At 36.9% G+C, this 18,229-nt stretch carries 17 protein-coding genes; 4 read left to right on the forward strand and 13 right to left on the reverse strand.

The genetic code is table 11. The annotated features are described in order from the left end of the window. Positions 1–7 precede the first annotated feature (7 nt). From BUE22_RS15855 to BUE22_RS15900, 10 genes are all read right to left on the reverse strand, one after another. Entirely contained in the window at positions 8–811 is an 804-nt protein-coding gene (locus BUE22_RS15855) for a hypothetical protein (RefSeq protein ID WP_073396334.1), read from the reverse strand. Positions 812–867: 56 nt separating this feature from the next. Continuing rightward, positions 868–1,677, reverse strand: a complete 810-nt coding sequence (locus tag BUE22_RS15860) for a M12 family metallopeptidase (RefSeq protein WP_084540269.1) — start codon at positions 1,675–1,677, stop codon at positions 868–870. A 30-nt stretch (positions 1,678–1,707) separates the two neighbouring features. Next, complete coding sequence (locus BUE22_RS15865; RefSeq protein WP_073396336.1) at positions 1,708–2,313, reverse strand: GNAT family N-acetyltransferase; 606 nt, start codon at positions 2,311–2,313, stop codon at positions 1,708–1,710. Positions 2,314–2,352: 39 nt separating this feature from the next. Beyond that, the gene (locus tag BUE22_RS15870) at positions 2,353–2,796 is read right to left on the reverse strand and encodes a hypothetical protein (RefSeq protein ID WP_073396338.1); all 444 of its coding nucleotides are present in this window, start codon (positions 2,794–2,796) and stop codon (positions 2,353–2,355) included. 176 nt (positions 2,797–2,972) lie between these two features. Further along, positions 2,973–4,004: a phospholipase D-like domain-containing protein gene (locus BUE22_RS15875; protein ID WP_073396340.1), complete on the reverse strand. Its 1,032-nt coding sequence runs from the start codon at positions 4,002–4,004 to the stop codon at positions 2,973–2,975. A gap of 134 nt (positions 4,005–4,138) precedes the next feature. After that, positions 4,139–4,609 carry a hypothetical protein gene (locus tag BUE22_RS15880; RefSeq protein ID WP_026726926.1) on the reverse strand — a complete coding sequence of 157 codons (471 nt, stop codon included), beginning with the start codon at positions 4,607–4,609 and terminating at the stop codon, positions 4,139–4,141. A 75-nt stretch (positions 4,610–4,684) separates the two neighbouring features. Further along, positions 4,685–4,933: a hypothetical protein gene (locus tag BUE22_RS15885; RefSeq protein WP_124020479.1), complete on the reverse strand. Its 249-nt coding sequence runs from the start codon at positions 4,931–4,933 to the stop codon at positions 4,685–4,687. Positions 4,934–4,953: 20 nt separating this feature from the next. Beyond that, positions 4,954–5,196 (reverse strand): hypothetical protein, encoded by a 243-nt coding sequence (locus BUE22_RS15890; protein ID WP_073396342.1) that lies wholly within the window; start codon positions 5,194–5,196, stop codon positions 4,954–4,956. A gap of 139 nt (positions 5,197–5,335) precedes the next feature. Then, positions 5,336–5,683 carry a hypothetical protein gene (locus BUE22_RS15895; protein ID WP_073396345.1) on the reverse strand — a complete coding sequence of 116 codons (348 nt, stop codon included), beginning with the start codon at positions 5,681–5,683 and terminating at the stop codon, positions 5,336–5,338. Positions 5,684–5,896: 213 nt separating this feature from the next. After that, entirely contained in the window at positions 5,897–6,376 is a 480-nt protein-coding gene (locus tag BUE22_RS15900; RefSeq protein ID WP_073396348.1) for a helix-turn-helix domain-containing protein, read from the reverse strand. A 653-nt stretch (positions 6,377–7,029) separates the two neighbouring features. On the opposite strand from BUE22_RS15900, the gene BUE22_RS15905 reads away from it, so the two are divergent. The 3 genes from BUE22_RS15905 to BUE22_RS15915 are packed head-to-tail and all read left to right on the forward strand — an operon-like array spanning position 7,030 to position 14,044. Further along, the gene (locus BUE22_RS15905) at positions 7,030–10,062 is read left to right on the forward strand and encodes a SusC/RagA family TonB-linked outer membrane protein (protein WP_073396351.1); all 3,033 of its coding nucleotides are present in this window, start codon (positions 7,030–7,032) and stop codon (positions 10,060–10,062) included. Positions 10,063–10,077: 15 nt separating this feature from the next. Further along, entirely contained in the window at positions 10,078–11,487 is a 1,410-nt protein-coding gene (locus tag BUE22_RS15910; RefSeq protein WP_073396354.1) for a RagB/SusD family nutrient uptake outer membrane protein, read from the forward strand. A gap of 1 nt (position 11,488) precedes the next feature. After that, entirely contained in the window at positions 11,489–14,044 is a 2,556-nt protein-coding gene (locus tag BUE22_RS15915) for a S9 family peptidase (protein WP_073396356.1), read from the forward strand. A 51-nt stretch (positions 14,045–14,095) separates the two neighbouring features. On the opposite strand, the gene BUE22_RS15920 is transcribed toward BUE22_RS15915, so the two are convergent. From BUE22_RS15920 to BUE22_RS15930, 3 genes are all read right to left on the reverse strand, one after another. Next, a complete protein-coding gene (locus tag BUE22_RS15920; RefSeq protein WP_073396358.1) occupies positions 14,096–14,362 on the reverse strand; it encodes a DUF6520 family protein in 267 nt (88 codons plus the stop codon). Positions 14,363–14,437: 75 nt separating this feature from the next. Then, on the reverse strand, positions 14,438–15,937 hold the full coding sequence (locus tag BUE22_RS15925) for a MauE/DoxX family redox-associated membrane protein (protein ID WP_073396360.1): 1,500 nt from the start codon (positions 15,935–15,937) through the stop codon (positions 14,438–14,440). A gap of 257 nt (positions 15,938–16,194) precedes the next feature. Beyond that, positions 16,195–16,959, reverse strand: a complete 765-nt coding sequence (locus tag BUE22_RS15930; protein ID WP_073396363.1) for an XRE family transcriptional regulator — start codon at positions 16,957–16,959, stop codon at positions 16,195–16,197. 85 nt (positions 16,960–17,044) lie between these two features. Between BUE22_RS15930 and dinB the strand changes: the two genes are divergently transcribed. Continuing rightward, positions 17,045–18,226, forward strand: coding sequence for a DNA polymerase IV (gene dinB / locus BUE22_RS15935; RefSeq protein WP_089075927.1), 1,182 nt, complete (start codon positions 17,045–17,047; stop codon positions 18,224–18,226). Positions 18,227–18,229: the final 3 nt, after the last annotated feature.

Genomic DNA, 18,229 nt, shown 5'->3' on the forward strand with positions numbered 1-18,229 from the left:
TAATAATCTAAAATCCATCGTCAGGATATTTTATAAAGTCGACATGTTTCAGGCAGTTGCAAAGTGCATACATTATATTGGTCAGACGTTCATTGATTTTTAGAAAGACATAATCATTCTCTCCTTGCATTTCCAAAAATTCACCGTTCTTAAAAATAAAGGTAATGCGATCAAACTTGTAAACATAATCTTTCCCCTTGTAATAGCCTGCTGAATGGGAAACGCAGTTTCTGAGCTTTGAACAGAACTCGATAAATTCTAAATCGCTCTTTGCATCTTCAGGATAGCAATCCTTATTAAGCTTGGATAGATATCTGAATTTTCTGGAAAGGGGAATAAAGGTGTTTTTCTTTAATTCAGCTAATAGGTGCATTTTTTCTTCATCTGACAAATTTTGACATAATCTGAGGATTTTAGAATTTAAGTCCTTTACCATACCTTCTAAATCTGCATCCGTAACAATATCTTCAAAACAAAATGAGAGTGTTGTTTCAAAATTGGTAAATGTATCTACAAACAGCTTTCTGTTTAACTCATTATGGTAAGCCCCTGAAAGCAGCTCATGATCAGCTATTTCATAAATTCTAGTTACGTGAGGCTGCAGTTCCAAAATGCTTGAATCAAATTTTATGGTTCTGTTTTTTATTTCCTGGCTGATCTTAAAGAATATTTTGCCATGATAAAACTCGTTGATAATGGAGTACAGGTTCTCAAAGTATGCCTTACGGACATCATTTTCCCTGAATTCAACGGTACGGATTATTGATTTAATTTTTAGGGTCAAATCATGAAGTTTGTTCAGGTTTTCCATATTATTTTCTTGACCATGTATAAACTAAAATTTGTATATCTTGTTTTGTTTTCATCTTATGAATGGAGCAATTCAGGGTACAGCTCACCTATATATTTTTTATCTGTTGCGGAAAGATCATAATTAAAAGGAAATGATTGTTTGTTTTTTGTAAATTCTGGCGGAAGATAATATCCCATTATGGAATCTCTATCCACTTCGGAATATCGGATTGTGGTTTTATCATATTCCTGAAAAACATTTTTATCAACATCTGCTTTTGACCAGCCATGTGTAAAAGCATAATAATTATACACTACATCTTTGTCCCAGTCCATTTTTATATCCGGGCTTTGGTGCTCGTGGATCAGTCCTAATGCATGTCCGAATTCGTGTAGTACGACCTGCTTGTATTCCGGTTCAGGCAGGCTGTCGCTGAGCCAGCCAAAGTTTATGGTTGCTTCACGTTTATCAACACCCAGTGCATCTGTGCCAATATAGGACCAGCTTCCCGTCGCATCGTAGCCAACCCTTATTTGAGCTTCATCTCTATTATCTGTTCTTTCAAATTTTATGCTGCAGTGCTCGCTCCAGATCGAGGCGTACTGGAGTACTCTTTGGTCTTTTGCCTTATCGCTTCCAAAAAAGAATACTTTTAATGTTTGGTTTGGATGCCAGAGTTTTCTGGTCTCAGCAGCCATTTCACTTAGATTTGTGAAATCACCAATTTGTGTTAAGAGATGCTGTTTGTATTGGAATTTTTCCAAGACTATTTTTTTCTCATTACTCAAAGATTCAACATTCAGGTTGTCTGGTCTTTCTTTGAGTGCCAACTTCATTTCCGGGAAATTATTCTGGGTAAGTTTCTTTGTAAATTGTACTTTCATAATGTATTTATTGCCTGTTTTGAACTGATTCTACTTTTTGTCTTCTAAGGATGTAGCGGCAGTAATTTCAACGATTTCTTCAAACTCTATAATTTCAGCTCCTCTGTTGACCATCCGCTTATAAAATCCAGGCACCATTTGAACTAAAAACAACCTGTAATTATGTTTGGAGGCTATTATGAATATTTCCCTTATAATTTTTTTCCCAAAGCCGTTATGCTGCAGGCTGGGATCTATCAGGATGTTTGAGATTTCAATATTTTTTGATTCCCGATTTATTACAAGTCTGATCAACATGCCACGGCTTTCCGTGGCTGACGTTTTCTCTTTTGTATAAAAATCGATCTCGTCTTGTGCGTTATAGTCACTGTAGGTGTAATTTTTCGACATCAGGGGGTTCAAATCAATGAATTTATAAATTGCATCTACAATATGATCATTTATAAAGTATTCATCCTTGCCGTCGATATGCTGGGTAATTTTTCCATCTTCAATGACATAAAAATTTCCATTGTCAAATTTCACGGTGGTAGAGCCGTCATCTTCTTGTCCCCTGTAGTGACTATTATATCTTAAAAGTCCATCGATTTCTTTTCCTCCGTGCAGATCCTGATCATATTTTTCTTCTATCGTCATAATTATATTTTTGTTTTTTAAGGTGGAAGTAAATAGTACTTATTTCAATTCTGCCAGGCGGTCCTTGTCCTTTTGGGAATAATTTCCCCATTCTCGGTCGTTGATTGAAAATAAGCCATCATCAATCTTATTTTGGTAATCATCTACCAGCACTTTTCTAATTGTATCAATAGTATCTATTTTAGAAAATGAATTGTCTGTTATATAGAGGTTTCCAAAATTTGTGTAAAGTTCAGCTGGCGATTCTTTATCGAAAATACCGATTACATACTCTCCTATATTCCCGCAGCTCTGGATTGAAATTTTTATCGGCAGGGATTCATCAATAATTTCAGATACAAATTCTTCCACAGACATTATCTCATCTTCCGGTGAAATTATTGACGTTGCTCCAAGCAGAAAAGGAATAGTCAGGCCATTGCTGAAATAGCCTTTGCCGTCAAAATGAGACAGCACTTTTAACCAGGGGGATTTATTTTCCATATATAGTTGTAGAGGTTTTATGACATATGCCAGTTAGTGTATATATTATTTATTATCTATAAGTTATTATCATTCAATATTGGAAAAACTGCCTTTAGTGCATCAAAAATTTCTTTGGGCTCCGATAATGCGGCCACTAACATCCTTGATTCAGATAGCTGCTCACTCACTTAACATCAATTTTCTTTCTTATAAATATTTTCAATGGTAGTTTCATTCAAAAAAGGTGCGAAATTATTTACCCAGATATAATCTTCAATTACAATGTTAATATTCTTTAGTAATATCTCGCGAAGTTCCTGGCTGGTATAGATAGTTTTGAATTTTCTTGTATAATAATTCGTGAGTGCAATTTCATTGCTTTCAACGTCATTGGCAAAACTTTCGTAGTCAATTTTTTCGCTGTCGAAATTAGCAATTTCCTGAAGAGTCTGATAATTGAAGTTATTGATCTCGCTTAATTGATAATTTAGAATAAGTCCTTTTGTGATAGGCAGATCAAATTCCTGGGATAAATTAGAATTCAAATCTGGATACCCTTTAGACTTTTTATCACTAATCGTGTAAATTAGTTCCTTGTGTAGCTTAAATTTTGGGTTGAAGATCAGACCAGGCTCATAACTTATTTCGTTGTAAAGGCCATTTTCATGAGTAAAGCAATAGCCCAAATTAATTTGGTCTTTTAACTTCAAAAATAATTTTTGAGAAAAAGGATGGTACGTTGATATGAGTTTGTTAGCAAACTCAAAATTTTCAGACAGCACTTCTACATTTGGATCAATGTAATTTTTATCGGTGAAGAATTTAAAAATTCTCGTATAGAAGCCTGCAATGCGAGTATCTGTTTCAACAACGATATTTTCAAAATTTTGATTGGCCTTATTTGTATAATTGTAGGATCCTGTAATAAATGTCTCGTTGTCTATAATCGAAAACTTGTTGTGGTTAAATTTTGAAATGTGCTGACGCCTCACCTCAATCCCGCTTTCTTCAAGATTGTCCAGATGTAAATCAAAGAAGTACTTTTGGTTGACATCATTGTTATCAACCAAAATCTGAATATCCAGATTTTTGAATTTCTTTAAATCAATTAATTTTGATATTATTCTTTTATTGGTAAACCAAGCGACAACAATTGTTATTGAACTCTTTGCCTTATCAAAGTGTTCAAGAATAACCTGCTCAATGTTTTGCGTGAATACTTCCATATTTCTGTTAACGTTGCGCCTGTAAACGAAAACTGCTGGTGTAAGTATACTTTGTTTTCTCCTCCATAATAAATTTTGCAGTAAAACGGCCTTACTTTAAAACTTAAAGCTACTTTACTGGCGGATAGTTTATATTATAAATTTAAGAATAAGGATTTGAATCTGTTTCTTTCAATTTCTTTCTCTTCCTCTTCGGAATCTATATTTCCTTCAAGAAGAACCTCACTGTAAAATAACTCCATCTTTCTTAATAAATTTTCTAAAGCCATTTGCTCTGAAGGTGTGAAATACATTTTATTCTTTAAGATAAACCCACGTAATGTCTCTATTTTGCCATCTATCTCATATAGTTCAATGGGAGTGTTTTTACTCAGAACCGTTCTAATTGAATCAATAGAAACATCCATCATGTTGTCTTTATCTACACAATCAGGATTTATATAGCTAGGGTTGACTTTTACTCTTAGTGATGTAGGCCCGACCCCATGTATTTCAGAATGTAAATCCGTATAGTTCCCGCAATGTGAGGTTTCAAATGTAATTTCATCGCCTTTGAATGCTCTGAAGAAATCCAGGGTTTTATCTAGTGTCAAATTATTAGCCATTATTTTGATGTATGTTTTTATTGGAATGAATAAAATTTAAATATGAATTCACGATTTTGAATTCGCAGATGCTTTCTAATTTTTGAAAGCACTAATTGTGAAAATTTCTCCCTGCTGGTCGAGTGATCCTATGGGAGAATAATTTTTTTGTGATAGGACAAAGTGCAGAAAGTTAGTTACAGTTACTCGTTCGTTATCGTCAGCAGTGCCTGCTTCTATATTACGAATTGAATTTGCTTCAGTCATGTTTTCAGGCAAAAGCTGAATCTTTACTACAAACCTTTTATTACCCAGGTTATTTTCATCAATTATTTGAAACTTCATAAGTTGTCGTTTAGTTGTTATTAGAGCATCCACTTAGCAAATGCAAGAGCTATTATTCCTAGAAAGACAAGAAGACCGCCTGCAAGGGTTAGCAGATTCTCCCAAAAAGGGGTCAGCAGGGAACTTCTATAATTTTTAAAACCTTCTCCTCCCAAAGAATTTCGACGATAGAATCTCCTTCTGCCAATAAAGAGTTTAAGGGCAATTCCTATAACCAGCGCTAAAACACCGAAAATAATAAGGACAGCATTATCTCTATTCATATGATCTCCTTTATAAGTACACTACGTTTCCGAGTATTGATTCTATTAATAATGAACGCTGAGTTCTAATAACCAATAAACGAATTTACAAAAAAATGCATTTATTTTTAACAAGTAATAAACACTATACCAGTTACTTCTATGAAAATGCTAAGTTTGTCATTTCGTTAATCATGGAAATTAATTCATCCACGGTCTGTGAATTTATTATGTCAGACTTTTTTGAATTTTCCAGGATATTAAGAACTTTGCTTTTCCCGTAGATTATAATTTGGTCTCCCTGCCCCGGCGTATAATTAAAACCTCCATTGGTGAGACTTATATATTCGATTTTTGCAGGAAATTCAGTTTCTAAATCGAATAAAACATATTCTTTCTTTCCTAACTGTAGTCGAATCTCACGGGCCATTTTCTCATCGCCCTTTAGTTCCGTTAGATATAATTTTGTGGTGTCCCTTTGAATTTTATTTTTTGATTTCCAATGCATGTCTTTTGCGTCTAGGTTTTTAATTCCAGTGTTTAAGAACCAAATCTACAAAACAGTTTTTTTCTTTTTTTACGGTTTTCCGTAACCTTGATTAAAGATTGCAAAATACTTCATTTTCTGATGAAAAGGTATGCGTATAAATACCTGTTTTTAGTTTAATTGGACACAAAAAAAGATGCCTAGGCATCTTTTTTAGAATATTCTTGAATTTTACTATTTAGCACTGTAGAGATTTCTAATTCCTTTCTTAGTAGCAATTAAAGTGTTGGTTGTGGCAAACCTTGCCAATATCACAGAAACATTTTTAGATTCGAAATCTAATTTATAAATTTCTGTCAGATTTTTAGTAACGTCGCTAGTTGACCTTGGATCTTTAAAATATCCACTCTGTATTAATGCTCTAATTCTTTGAGTTAATCTGGATTTTTCCATCCTATCAGGAGTAAGAGAATTTTTAGATTTAACTTCAAATTCTATATCCATCATCTCTTTTGGATGAATTCCTAGAGCAAAACATACTTCTATGAAATAGGAAATGGAGGTCTCAGATCCATTTTCTATATCAGAAATGGCATTATAACTAAAACCAGTCATTACAGCTAGATCTAAAATCTCCAGTTGAGCCTTGATTCTATAAGCTTTAATTCTTAAACCTAAAGTTTTTAATGCAGTTTCATTTTTATATCTAGCCATACCCAAATTGACAAATTCATTTAACGACAAAAAATATCTTTAAATGAAATTTTGTAGTTAAATAAAAGTTGTATATATTTGATTTTTAAAATAAATTTGCGATTCTTCATATAAAAATATTTGAAGCTTTCGCTTTGAATCCTGTTTCAAAAAACTTGGCAGTTTAAACCCACAGGATGATAAGTAGATTGCTCACGCTTACGGGCGTGGGCTCACTTATTTGTGGGTGGGTATGCCAAGTACCTTTGAAACAATAAGCTGAGTTCCGCGCCTATTTTTTTGGCTATACTTCAACTTTTCAAAGCTACTTCACGATCTAAGGATTGCATCTGTCATTGTTTAACCTTCAATTGGTTTGCTTATGGTGTAGTCTTTACTTTTATTAATAATGCCTGGCCCGTACTGGTATTCCCGCTGAATTAGTCGGGGGAAGGGTCAGGCTTATGCTATCAGCTTCGCCATTTACATTATCTGCAGGAGCGCAGACCTAAAATCCAATAACAGCTATTAACGTATTGAAATAACCAAAAAACCAAGTTATGCCTATGGTGAATTAATTAACAAGAAAAGCCTTCTAATACTCGTAGTGGAATATTCGTATAGAAGGCTAGAGAAAATCAAACTATTGTTCAATTTTAATCCTTTCTAAATTTATGAAAAATCTTTCATTTAACAAGGGCAGGCCTCACTGTCTTTGTATTTTTATTTTTGCCGTACTGCTATCCAATCAGATCAATGCATCCGAATTAAAGTTTGGAAGCTGTTTGGAGCAGATGCAACAACAGATTACCGGTACTGTTACTGATGCCTCGGGACCACTTCCAGGAGTAACGGTCATTGTGAAAGCAACTAATGTTTCTACAGTTACTGATGAAAAAGGTAATTTTTCAATAGCGGCTAATTCTGACGACATACTGGTGTTTTCATTTCTAAGCTATGCGTCGCAGGAAATCATTGTTGGAAGCGAGACTTCAATAAAGGTACTATTGTCAGAAGATAGTACAACGCTTAAAGAAGTGACAATCAATGCTGGTTATTATTCGGTTAAGGATAAGGACAGAACTGGCAGTATTGCGAGGATTACTTCTAAGGACATTGAAAAACAACCTGTAACAAATCCTTTGGCCTCAATGCAGGGTCGTATGTCAGGAGTCAATATTAGTCAATCGGCAGGAACACCGGGCAGCGGTTTCAGTATTCAGATCCGGGGTATCAACTCACTCCGCGGTGATGGTAACGACCCTCTATATATCGTTAATGGAGTACCATATGCTTCACAGTCATTAGGAAACAGCGATGTATCAGCAGGGCAGTTTGGTGGATTGTCCAATCCCATCAGTAATATAAATCCGGCCGACATAGAAAGTATTGAAGTACTTAAAGATGCGGATGCCACAGCAATTTACGGATCACGGGGTGCAAATGGCGTTGTACTCATTACAACAAAAAAAGGAAAATCCGGGAGGACAAAGTTCGATGTGCAAACCTATACTACAATTGGAAAGATTACTAAAAAAATGGATTTGCTGAATACGCAGCAATACCTTGCTATACGCTCAGAAGCATTTGCTAACGACGGCATCAGCGATTATCCGGATGATGCCTATGATATTAACGGTACATGGGACCAGTCAAGATACACTGACTGGCAAAAGGAATTAATTGGCGGTACAGCTAATATTTATAACACGCAGTTTTCCGTTTCAGGAGGCTCAGCCGGCACACAATTTTTGTTGAGCGGTACATACCGTAAAGAAACAACTGTTTTTCCCGGTGATGCACATTTTTATCGTGGTGCAGTCTCGGCCAACATAACCCATCGGTCTGAGGATGATAAATTCAGCTTGACCTTTACGGCCAATTACACGGGTGATAAAAATACGCTGCCCGGTACTGACCTTACCCGTCTGGCTTATACATTAGCACCAAACGCACCGGCACTATACGACCCTTCAGGCAATTTAAACTGGGAGAATGGATCGTTTGAAAACCCACTGTCTTACTTAAATGGTACATACATTAACTCTGCAAATACACTTCTTGCCAATGCTCTGCTATCCTACAAACTTCCTGCAGGTTTTGAAGTACGTACTAGTCTAGGTTTCAGTGACGCCCAATTATCAGAAGAACGTTCGCTCCCAAATACAATGTATAACCCTTTTTATGGCCTGACAAGCGATGCATCTGAAATGGTAGTCAATGACGGAAAACGCCGTTCATGGATAGTCGAGCCTCAACTGAATTGGCAGAAAAAATGGCAAAATTTTCAAATTAATGTGCTTGCTGGGACAACTTTCCAAATGCAGAAACAGAAGGCCTTTGCACTCGATGCATATGGGTTTGCGAGTAATGCACTAATGAATAGTGTCGCTGCGGCAACCACGATAACAGTCTTAAATGACAGCCAGTCTGAATATAAATACAATGCAGTTTTTGGACGTATAAATCTTTCCTTAAAGGATAGGTATATATTAAACATTACCGGCCGCCGTGATGGCTCAAGCCGCTTCGGTCCTGGAAATCGTTTTGCTAATTTCGGTGCTCTTGGCGCAGCCTGGATATTTTCAAATGAATCATTGTTAAGTAAGGACAATTCTATTTTGAGTTTTGGAAAACTGCGCGCAAGCTATGGGATAACCGGAAATGACCAGATTGGAGATTATCAGTATTTAGATACGTATCAGGTAACACCAAATCTATATGATGGTGTCGTCGGTATTCAGCCAACCAGGCTTTTTAACCCTGATTTCGGATGGGAAACCAATAAAAAATTGGAAGCGGCAATAGAACTGGGTTTTTTAAAAGACCAGATTTTCATCACGGCGGCTTACTTTCAAAACCGGTCATCCAATCAGTTGGTAGGTATTCCCCTGCCAGCTACAACGGGCTTTCCGTCATTACAGTCTAATCTTGATGCCACAGTTCAGAACACAGGCTTGGAGCTGGATTTGCGTTCAGTTAATTTGAAGTCAGAAAATTTTACATGGACAACCTCTTTAAATTTTACGCTGCCAAAAAACAAACTTTTAGCGTTTCCCGATCTTGACGCGTCGACCTATAAAAACAAATTTATAATTGGCCAATCCATATACATCCGAAAACTTTATCATTATACTGGCCTTGATCCTGCCACTGGTTTGTACACTGTTGAGGATGTGAATAGCGACGGTAAAATTACAGCAGCTGGCGATCTGAAATCCTTTATAGATTTTTCGCCTAAATATTACGGCGGTATTACCAATCAGCTTTCCTATAAAAACCTAACCCTTGATTTCTTATTTCAATTTGTCAAACAAAAAGGTGCCGGCACAGCATCACTTTTTCCAGTAGCTGGATCATTCTCAAATCAGCCGGTACAGGCTATGAATCATTTTCCGCAGGATGGTACGAATGCTGCAAATCAGCTTTATACCACTGGTGTAAATGCAGATGCGCTTAGTGCCAACGACAATTATACCCTCAGCGACGCTATGATTCAGGATGCATCTTTCATACGGTTAAAAAGTCTGAGTTTGTCTTATACAATCCCGTTGCTATGGTCAAAAAACGTTAGCACTAAAATATATGTACAGGGACAAAACCTGCTGACATTCACAAAATACAAAGGAGCAGATCCCGAAAACCAATCTGCCAATTACATTCCTCCTTTAAAGCAATTTACATTGGGCGTCCAATTAACTTTTTAACTTAAAATCTTCGACATGAAAACTCAATATAATTCTACTAAACAAAGAACTTTCGATCTGGGCTTTCAAAGCATCGTATCTGCACTTATTTTGCTGCTAATTTTCTCCTGCGACAGTTTTACAGATGTTGATATGCCAAAGTCAGAACTAACGGGTTCGGCGGTCTATCAGGATGCGGCTACTGCTAAAGCAGCGTTGGCCGATATCTATGCAAGGCTCAGGGAAGGTGGTGTTGCTTCAGGTACATTGGTAGGCGGAACGTCAATGATGGCAAATTATTCGGATGATATGGACTTTTATGGTACCAACACAGTCTTTGAACAGTTTGGTAAGCATACAATATTACCGTCAAACTCAACTCTTTTAACATTGTGGAGTGTTCCCTACAGTGAAATTTATGCAATTAATGCCGTTATTGAAGGCATAGAGGCTTCAACAGCTATAACTGGAGAAGATAGAAATAGATTGCTTGGTGAGTTAATATTTTTGCGTGCCTTTAATTATTTTTATCTCGTAAATATTTTTGGAGATATTCCCTATGTGACTTCTACTGACTACCAAATAAATGCTGTAATTCCCAAAACACCTGCTGTGCAGGTGTGGCAGAATATAATTAGCGATCTTAGAGCGGCGGAAGAACTTTTACCCGAAACCTATCCAACCGAAGAACGTATAAGGGCAAATAAAAGTACAGCTCAGGCGATGCTGGCTCGTGCCTGTCTATACACAGGAAATTACCAGCAGGCAGAAGCATACGCTTCGATAGTTATAAATAATCATGTATATGTTGTAGAAGCAAATCCTTCCACGGTTTTTTTAGCGGGGAACCAGTCTACTATTTGGTCATTCCATCCAGGAATCGCAGGGCATAATACAAATGATGCTGTCACTTATAATTTTACAAGTGGGCCACCTTCAAAACCTGCCTTGTCTTCTAGCCTGTATAATTCATTTGAGGCGGGTGATCTTAGAAAATCACAATGGATAAAGACCGTTGTGAATGGCCCTAACATTTGGTATAGGCCATACAAATATAAAGAGACAACATCAACACAGCCTTCTCAGGAATACACAATTATCCTGCGGTTAGAAGAACAATATCTCATCCGTGCAGAAGCACGTGCAATAAGCGGGGATATATCAGGGGCAATGCAGGATTTAAATGTTACCCGAAACCGTGCAGGCTTAGCCAATACCTCAGCAGCATCAACAGCGGATTTAAGAACCGCCATTTTACAGGAAAGACGGCTGGAGTTTTTTACCGAACAGAGCCACCGCTGGTTTGACCTCAAACGCACCGGAAATGCAGCAAATACTTTAAGCATGATAAAACCGGGTTGGCAGGATACGGACATTCTCTTCCCAATACCTGAATCTGAATTATTGCTAAACGACAATCTATTGCCACAAAACCCGGGATATTAAAATGAAAGTACCATATATATATACAATTGTGGCGGCGTTCTTCACCATGGCAACCTACGCGCAGTCAGGCAGACTTAAACTAACACCCAGCGATTTTGAAAAATGGGGCACGCTTTCAGAAGAAAAAATATCTCCGGATGGCAAATGGGTATCGTGCAAAATGAAATATGAATCCGCAAAAGATACACTTTTTGTAATCAATGCGATGACTAATAAAAAAGAAAATTATCCAGGTGCAGTTTCACTCACATTCAGTCCTGATTCTAAAAGCTACACCATTAAATATCCGGCCGGCAAAACATCGCTTCTTGAATTTAAAACCAATAAGTCGCTATCTTATTTCGATGTTGATCGGTTTGATTTTATTTCAGGTGGCTATCTGGTGCTGACCGAAAATCAGCTGAAGGAGAAAAACCTTCAATTGTTTGACAGCAAAAATAAGTTGCAGTGGCAGATTAATAATGTAGTTGATTATAACCTTGCAAATAGCCAAAGGCTGGCAATAATTACTGAAAACGGTGTTTCACTTGTGAATCTGTTCGCAAAAATGCCTCCAGTAGAAATTATTTTTGACAAACAGTCTAAATTCAGCAGACCAACATGGAGCCTGAATGAAAATAGTTTTGCCGTTTTTAGTCAATCTGTAACGGCTTCTGACAGTATAAAAATTGTTCATCATAATTGCTTAAATGGGAAAACAACTTTTCTTAAAAGCCGTGATGTACGATTTAATGGCACACCATTTAACATAGAACCGTACAAAATGGTTGTATCAGAAAACAACAAGCAGGTATATTTATTGCTTACAGATATCAAAGAGAAAAAGGATGAAGGAAAAGTAGTCGAAGTGTGGGATTCATCGACGCTGCATGAATACCCTGAAGAGGAACTTTTAAAGGATACTGAAACCCATCCCTATCTTACGATTTGGAACGTTGAGACGGGTAAATTGCAAAAACTTGACGATGGGGATTTCATCAATACAAAAGTTTTGCCTTACGGTACATATGCAGTTTCAGCATCTAAGTCATCAATTGTATCCAGAACATCTGAGTTTGCACCCACTGATTATTACAGCATAGACCTGAGAAATGGAAAGAATACTTTGATTGCACGTCAATGTTCTACCGTAGTAGGTGCTATAAAGGTGAGCCCATCTGGCAGGTATATAGCTTATTTTAAAAATGGACACTATTATATATTTGACAACGAAACCGGTAAAGTATTAAATATAACAACTGCATTGTCTGTTGATTTTAACGATGTTGAATTTGATCGTGCAGGAATTAATCCCGGATACAGAATCCCGGGGTGGACCTCCGACAGTCGCTACGTAATTCTTTACGACCAATTTGATATCTGGCTTTTTTCTCCTGATGGAAAAGTTTCAAGAAAAATTACAAATGGGCGAAGTATCAAAACGCAATTTCGTCTTGAAATTCTAAGGAGCGATATGCAATATGAGGATGTAGGTCAATTATCTAGGGAAACAATAAATATTCAGGAGGGAATCGTGATTACTGCTAGAGGTAGTGATTACTCATCAGGATTTTATTGGTTTAGTGAAACAGAAGGCCTGAATAAATTTTACCATGGCAAGTACAGAACAAAAAGGTTTGCAAAGGCTAAAGATACTTCCAAATACATTTATTCCGACGAAACTGATTCCCGCCCGCCACGGCTAATGCTAATGGATAAGACAGGAAAAGAGCCCCGAATAATTTATCAATCCAATAAACATTATACCAACTATAAGTGGTCAAGATCAGAACTTATTACTTATAATAATGCTCATGGTGATGCTCTGCAGGGAGTATTGATGTATCCCTCAAATTACCAGGCTGGCAAAAAATATCCAATGGTAGTATATATTTATGAAAGATTATCACAGACAGTGTATGATTATATTAACCCTGTAGTAAGTAATCCCATTGGGTTTTCACCACCAACTTATCTTCATGATGGCTATTTTGTACTAATGCCTGATATAAAGTATGAAATCGGAAGTCCCGGACCATCTGCAGTTGATTGCGTGACCTCAGCGGTAAAAAGTGTATTAAGGGGAAATATTATTGAGGAAAATCATATAGGATTATTGGGGCATTCATATGGAGGATTTCAGTCAGCATTTATCATTACACAAACCCCTATTTTTGCTGCTGCGGTCGCAAGCGGTGCAATAACGGATCCGGTAAGCTCTTACCTAACAAAAAATTTTGAAAGATACCGTTCCGAAAATTGGCGGTTTGAAGACCATCAATATCGTATGGAAAGTTCGCCTTTAAATAATTGGGAAGGCTATATTAAAAATTCAACAATCGCTCATGCGACAAATATTACAACACCGTTACTAAGCTGGAACGGCAAAAACGATAGTGCAGTCAATTTTGAGCAGGGACTCGAATTGCATCTTGCTTTACGTTCATTACATAAGCCAAATCTGTTTTTACTTTATCCAGATCAGGGTCACATTTTGACTGATCCTCGTGCACAACTTGATCTAACGATGCGTGTAAAAGGTTGGTTTGATAAGTATCTGAAAAACAAACGAAACTAAATTTGAAAGCAATGCAGAATCATGTGACTCTGCATTACTTTTCTTACCTAATTAAGGTTTTCTCCAAAGGGCAGAACTGCAGCTTGTATTTGACAATTTTCTGTAGACATTTTGTCCTTCAAATTGACAAGCCGTAGTCTCGGTATCATCCTGACACTCAATTTTTGGCGTACAGATTCCGTTTACCTTGTAATGCCCCATTACTGGAGCCAAGGAATCAGCCTCAGTTGCAGACACACTGCTAAATGCAAATGCACTGAATATGGCAGTCATAAATGCCATAACTGGAAAAATAGTTTTAAAAATTCTAGTTTTCATAATAATGTAATTTAAAAATGATGATCTACTCTTTTACAGGTTTTCGACCGTTCCCTGATACTGCGCTGTATATTGTTATTTCTTCTTCTTATAAGGTGTAGCGTCAAAATCATACACGGTTAAAATTCGTCCTGCTAACGTGTAAATTTTATCATTGCCTAAAACAAATTCATCTACTTTTATGCCTTTTTTATCATATAAATAAAAACTAAACATGTAGGATTTATCAAGAATATTATAGACATCAACAATCGAAGCTTCTTCCCACATGGATTTTTCTTCGAATTGCCCAATTAAATTTGAATTGATGTAAAGAAAATCTCCATTGGTAGCTGAAACTTTGTTTACAATTCTCATCGGCGATGCAATTTTTCTTGCCTTGAGACGCTTCACATATGCAACTTTTATTTTAGCCTTCGAAGTTGTATCGATTGTATGTCCTGTGTTTTTTTCCGATAAGGAAGTATTGGTTATCAGGTATTCGTTTCGATAGTAATAAACGTAGATGAGCTTTTGGTATTTTTTGTTAAACAGCAGTTTTCCATCTGTATCAAAAAAACCGTCAATCTGCTTATCTAGAAGTTTTTTGTTCAAATTAAGGCTGTTACCTCCTTTTGTTCGCTGCATTATTCCAATTATGCTTTCATTTTCATCTGCGCTGATTGCTCGGATAGCCGCGTGACTAGAGTCTATTGGTACAAAAAAATTATAATAAGCTAATTTATCGATCCATATTTCGGCCTTCCAATCCGCAATATTCCCGCTAAAAGTGAAGGCTTCGTGTCCATCATAGACATAAAAGTACGGTGGGTTTACAGCCACCCTTAAACTTTTGAAACGTCTGTTGGGCTCATTTGTAGTTATGGTTCTCGTTATGACAGTTTTTAAGTCCTGGTCAAACTCAAATACTTTCAGCGGATCACGATTATCACAGATATAGACTTTGCCATTACCCACTCCGGCAATATAAGACTTTGATTCCAGTTCAAAGTCTTTGACAAACTCTGCTGGAGTTCCGTAGAATCGTCGCGTAAAATTGTTTCGGTGATGAATCATATCTTCCGAAATCAGAAATAAAGTGCACATGGTTGCGGTTCCTGCAACTGTTAGTACAGCCATCTTTATACTAGGAACATTGGTACTCTGCTTAGGATTCAACATACTTTGATAGAGTATCCCTGGAATAGCAATCAAACAAAATGCAATGTTGAATAACAAATGTTCTTTCCATCCAAGTTTTTCAAGAATTCCACCGCACGAGCAGGGTACAAACGGACTGAAATTTAAGATAATGACTATATAAATGCTAAACATAACCATGAGGCAAAATGACAGATAAAGCCCTGTGAGTCTTGTTTTCTGACTGAAAAGCAGACCGGCGATAATCACCTCAGAAACAGGTATCAGCCATGATATAGGGCCGGCGAAAGAACTTAAGAGAGGTGATTGTGCCAATTGGACCTGAAAGCCTTCAAAATCTATAAATTTGTTTACCGCCGCATATACAAATAGCAGTATATATAGACAGCTGATTATTTCAACTATAATTATTTTGTGAGCAGCAGATAACTTCATATTCTTCCATTTAAGTTAATGGATAATTTCCTTTATCAAACGGTTATTTATACCGGACATCATCATCGTCCTGAAGTCAGAACCCAAATACCATTTAAATAATAGTATTTTGCAAATGCTAAGTTATTTTGATTATCTCTAAGCATTGTTATCAAAAACGAGCCAAAATGTATAAAAAACGATCCATTTTTATTCCAAATGCTAAAGCATAAAAAAAGCTGACATATGCCAGCCTTACCAATTAAAGTGTTATTGATTTACTTCTGTAGCTCTAACCTTCGAATGTCTTTTTTCAATTCCATAAACATTTCCTCAATACTAATTGGAATGTTACTAACACGTTTCTTATCATTTTTTCCAACATTACATTTGTACTCCCAGATCTGGTCAATTTCAGATGCCTTGACTTCATAAGGTATATAAAAAGATTCGTCTGATTCGACCACCAGCAAATTTCTTTTATTTTTATTCAGTCGCTTGTAGACGATGCCATCATTTTTAGTCATAATTATATATGTCCTTCCATCTACCACTTCACCAAGTCGCTCAATATATTTCCCTACTATCACATCACCATCTTCGTGTGGGGGCATTGAATCTCCATCAACTGTAAATCCCCGATGAAGTCCTGGCCCTAAAAATGGCAATGAGATTCGAGGTAGGCTCTCGATATATTCCGGATCTGAATATCCATTCATATATCCTGCTTTGGCTTTTTGCGTAACAATTTCTATGAAATTTTCACCATTATCACTCACTATGACCGGTAGTAACAGCTTATTGTTTTCAAGCGTAACCAATTCGTCTATTTTTATTTTTCTTATATCGACGCATAACAGAATATCAATACTAACCTCGTAATATTTTGATATTCTTTTCAATATTTCATAGGGTGCTTCAGAGGTCCCGTCTTCATACTTTGCATACCGTCCACGCGTGATTAGAAGGCTTTCAGCAACCTTTTCCTGCGAAATTTTCTTTTTTAGCCTTAGGCTTCTGATGTTGTCTGAAAATAAAGACATGTTGTTTTTGTTACAAATTGTATCAGCAAATATAATTTATTTGTTACAATCTGTACTAATTTTGTATGGTACAAAAATGAAAATTATGGGAAGGGCAATTGTACATATGGACTTGGATACATTTTTTGTGTCCTGCGAGAGGCTGACCGATTCGAGATTGAATGGTATTCCGCTGATTATTGGTGGTGGTGAAAGAGGTGTTGTGGCCTCCTGTTCTTATGAAGCGCGCACTTTTGGGGTGCGCTCTGCAATGCCTATAAAAATGGCTCTCCGACTATGTCCTCAGGCAAAAGTGATGAAGGGAGATATGGAGCTCTACTCCAGGCTGTCACACACGGTTACGGAAGTTATTGAGGAAAAAGCTCCAGTTATGGAAAAAGCTAGTATCGATGAATTCTATCTTGATATAACGGGTATGGATAAGTTTTACGGCTCATACACATGGACCAACGAACTAGCACAATCAGTTACAAAAGAAACAGGTCTGCCCATAAGTTTTGCCTTGTCTGTCAACAAGACTGTATCTAAAATTGCCACTGGTGAGGGAAAGCCTAAAGGCAATCTTGAAATATCAGAAGAGATGGTGAAACCATTCCTGAATCCGCTCTCCATAAGAAAAATACCAATGGTAGGCGATGCTACTTTCCAACTGCTATCACGCATTGGCGTGAGAAATATCCAAACACTTTCTGAAATGCCTGCGGAAGTATTGCAGCAGATGATAGGCAAAAACGGAATCGAATTATGGAAAAAAGCAAATGGTATAGACAACAATCCTGTAGAACCTTATACAGAACGCAAATCTATTTCTACCGAAGATACTTTTTTGCAGGATACAATTGATGTCAATATGATGAAAAGCATACTTCAGGGTATGGTAGAGAAGCTGGCTTTTCAGCTTCGCTCTGAAGAATGGCTTACCTCAACAGTAACCATTAAAATACGATATGCAAATTTCGATACTGAAACCAAACAATGTAAGGTTCAATATACTTCTGCTGACCATATACTGATTAAGTGTGTAGTGAATCTGTTTGATAAGCTATACCAGCGCAGGATGCGTCTTCGTCTTATTGGCATCCGCTTCAGCGGTCTTGTAAGAGGTACCTACCAGATCAATATGTTTGAGGACACCGAAGAAATGCTTTCGCTTTACCAGGCTATGGACAGGATGAAGACCCGCTATGGTTTTGATGCTGTTATGCGTGGAGGCGGTGCTATTCTAAAGCCTAATAATAAAGCCGAAATATTAAAGAGAAAAAAGTAAGCT

This window comes from Flavobacterium pectinovorum, assembly GCF_900142715.1.
Taxonomy (GTDB): domain Bacteria; phylum Bacteroidota; class Bacteroidia; order Flavobacteriales; family Flavobacteriaceae; genus Flavobacterium; species Flavobacterium pectinovorum.

Coding starts and splice junctions, on each gene's coding strand:
- BUE22_RS15890 (WP_073396342.1), bottom strand. CDS start 5,196: ATGAATAGAGATAATGCTGTCCTTATTATTTTCGGTGTTTTAGCGCTG.
- BUE22_RS15855 (WP_073396334.1), bottom strand. CDS start 811: ATGGAAAACCTGAACAAACTTCATGATTTGACCCTAAAAATTAAATCA.
- BUE22_RS15870 (WP_073396338.1), bottom strand. CDS start 2,796: ATGGAAAATAAATCCCCCTGGTTAAAAGTGCTGTCTCATTTTGACGGC.
- BUE22_RS15930 (WP_073396363.1), bottom strand. CDS start 16,959: ATGTCTTTATTTTCAGACAACATCAGAAGCCTAAGGCTAAAAAAGAAA.
- BUE22_RS15860 (WP_084540269.1), bottom strand. CDS start 1,677: ATGAAAGTACAATTTACAAAGAAACTTACCCAGAATAATTTCCCGGAA.
- BUE22_RS15905 (WP_073396351.1), top strand. CDS start 7,030: ATGAAAAATCTTTCATTTAACAAGGGCAGGCCTCACTGTCTTTGTATT.
- BUE22_RS15895 (WP_073396345.1), bottom strand. CDS start 5,683: ATGCATTGGAAATCAAAAAATAAAATTCAAAGGGACACCACAAAATTA.
- BUE22_RS15915 (WP_073396356.1), top strand. CDS start 11,489: ATGAAAGTACCATATATATATACAATTGTGGCGGCGTTCTTCACCATG.
- BUE22_RS15865 (WP_073396336.1), bottom strand. CDS start 2,313: ATGACGATAGAAGAAAAATATGATCAGGATCTGCACGGAGGAAAAGAA.
- BUE22_RS15875 (WP_073396340.1), bottom strand. CDS start 4,004: ATGGAAGTATTCACGCAAAACATTGAGCAGGTTATTCTTGAACACTTT.
- BUE22_RS15900 (WP_073396348.1), bottom strand. CDS start 6,376: ATGGCTAGATATAAAAATGAAACTGCATTAAAAACTTTAGGTTTAAGA.
- BUE22_RS15925 (WP_073396360.1), bottom strand. CDS start 15,937: ATGAAGTTATCTGCTGCTCACAAAATAATTATAGTTGAAATAATCAGC.
- BUE22_RS15880 (WP_026726926.1), bottom strand. CDS start 4,609: ATGGCTAATAATTTGACACTAGATAAAACCCTGGATTTCTTCAGAGCA.
- BUE22_RS15920 (WP_073396358.1), bottom strand. CDS start 14,362: ATGAAAACTAGAATTTTTAAAACTATTTTTCCAGTTATGGCATTTATG.
- BUE22_RS15910 (WP_073396354.1), top strand. CDS start 10,078: ATGAAAACTCAATATAATTCTACTAAACAAAGAACTTTCGATCTGGGC.
- BUE22_RS15885 (WP_124020479.1), bottom strand. CDS start 4,933: ATGAAGTTTCAAATAATTGATGAAAATAACCTGGGTAATAAAAGGTTT.
- dinB (WP_089075927.1), top strand. CDS start 17,045: ATGGGAAGGGCAATTGTACATATGGACTTGGATACATTTTTTGTGTCC.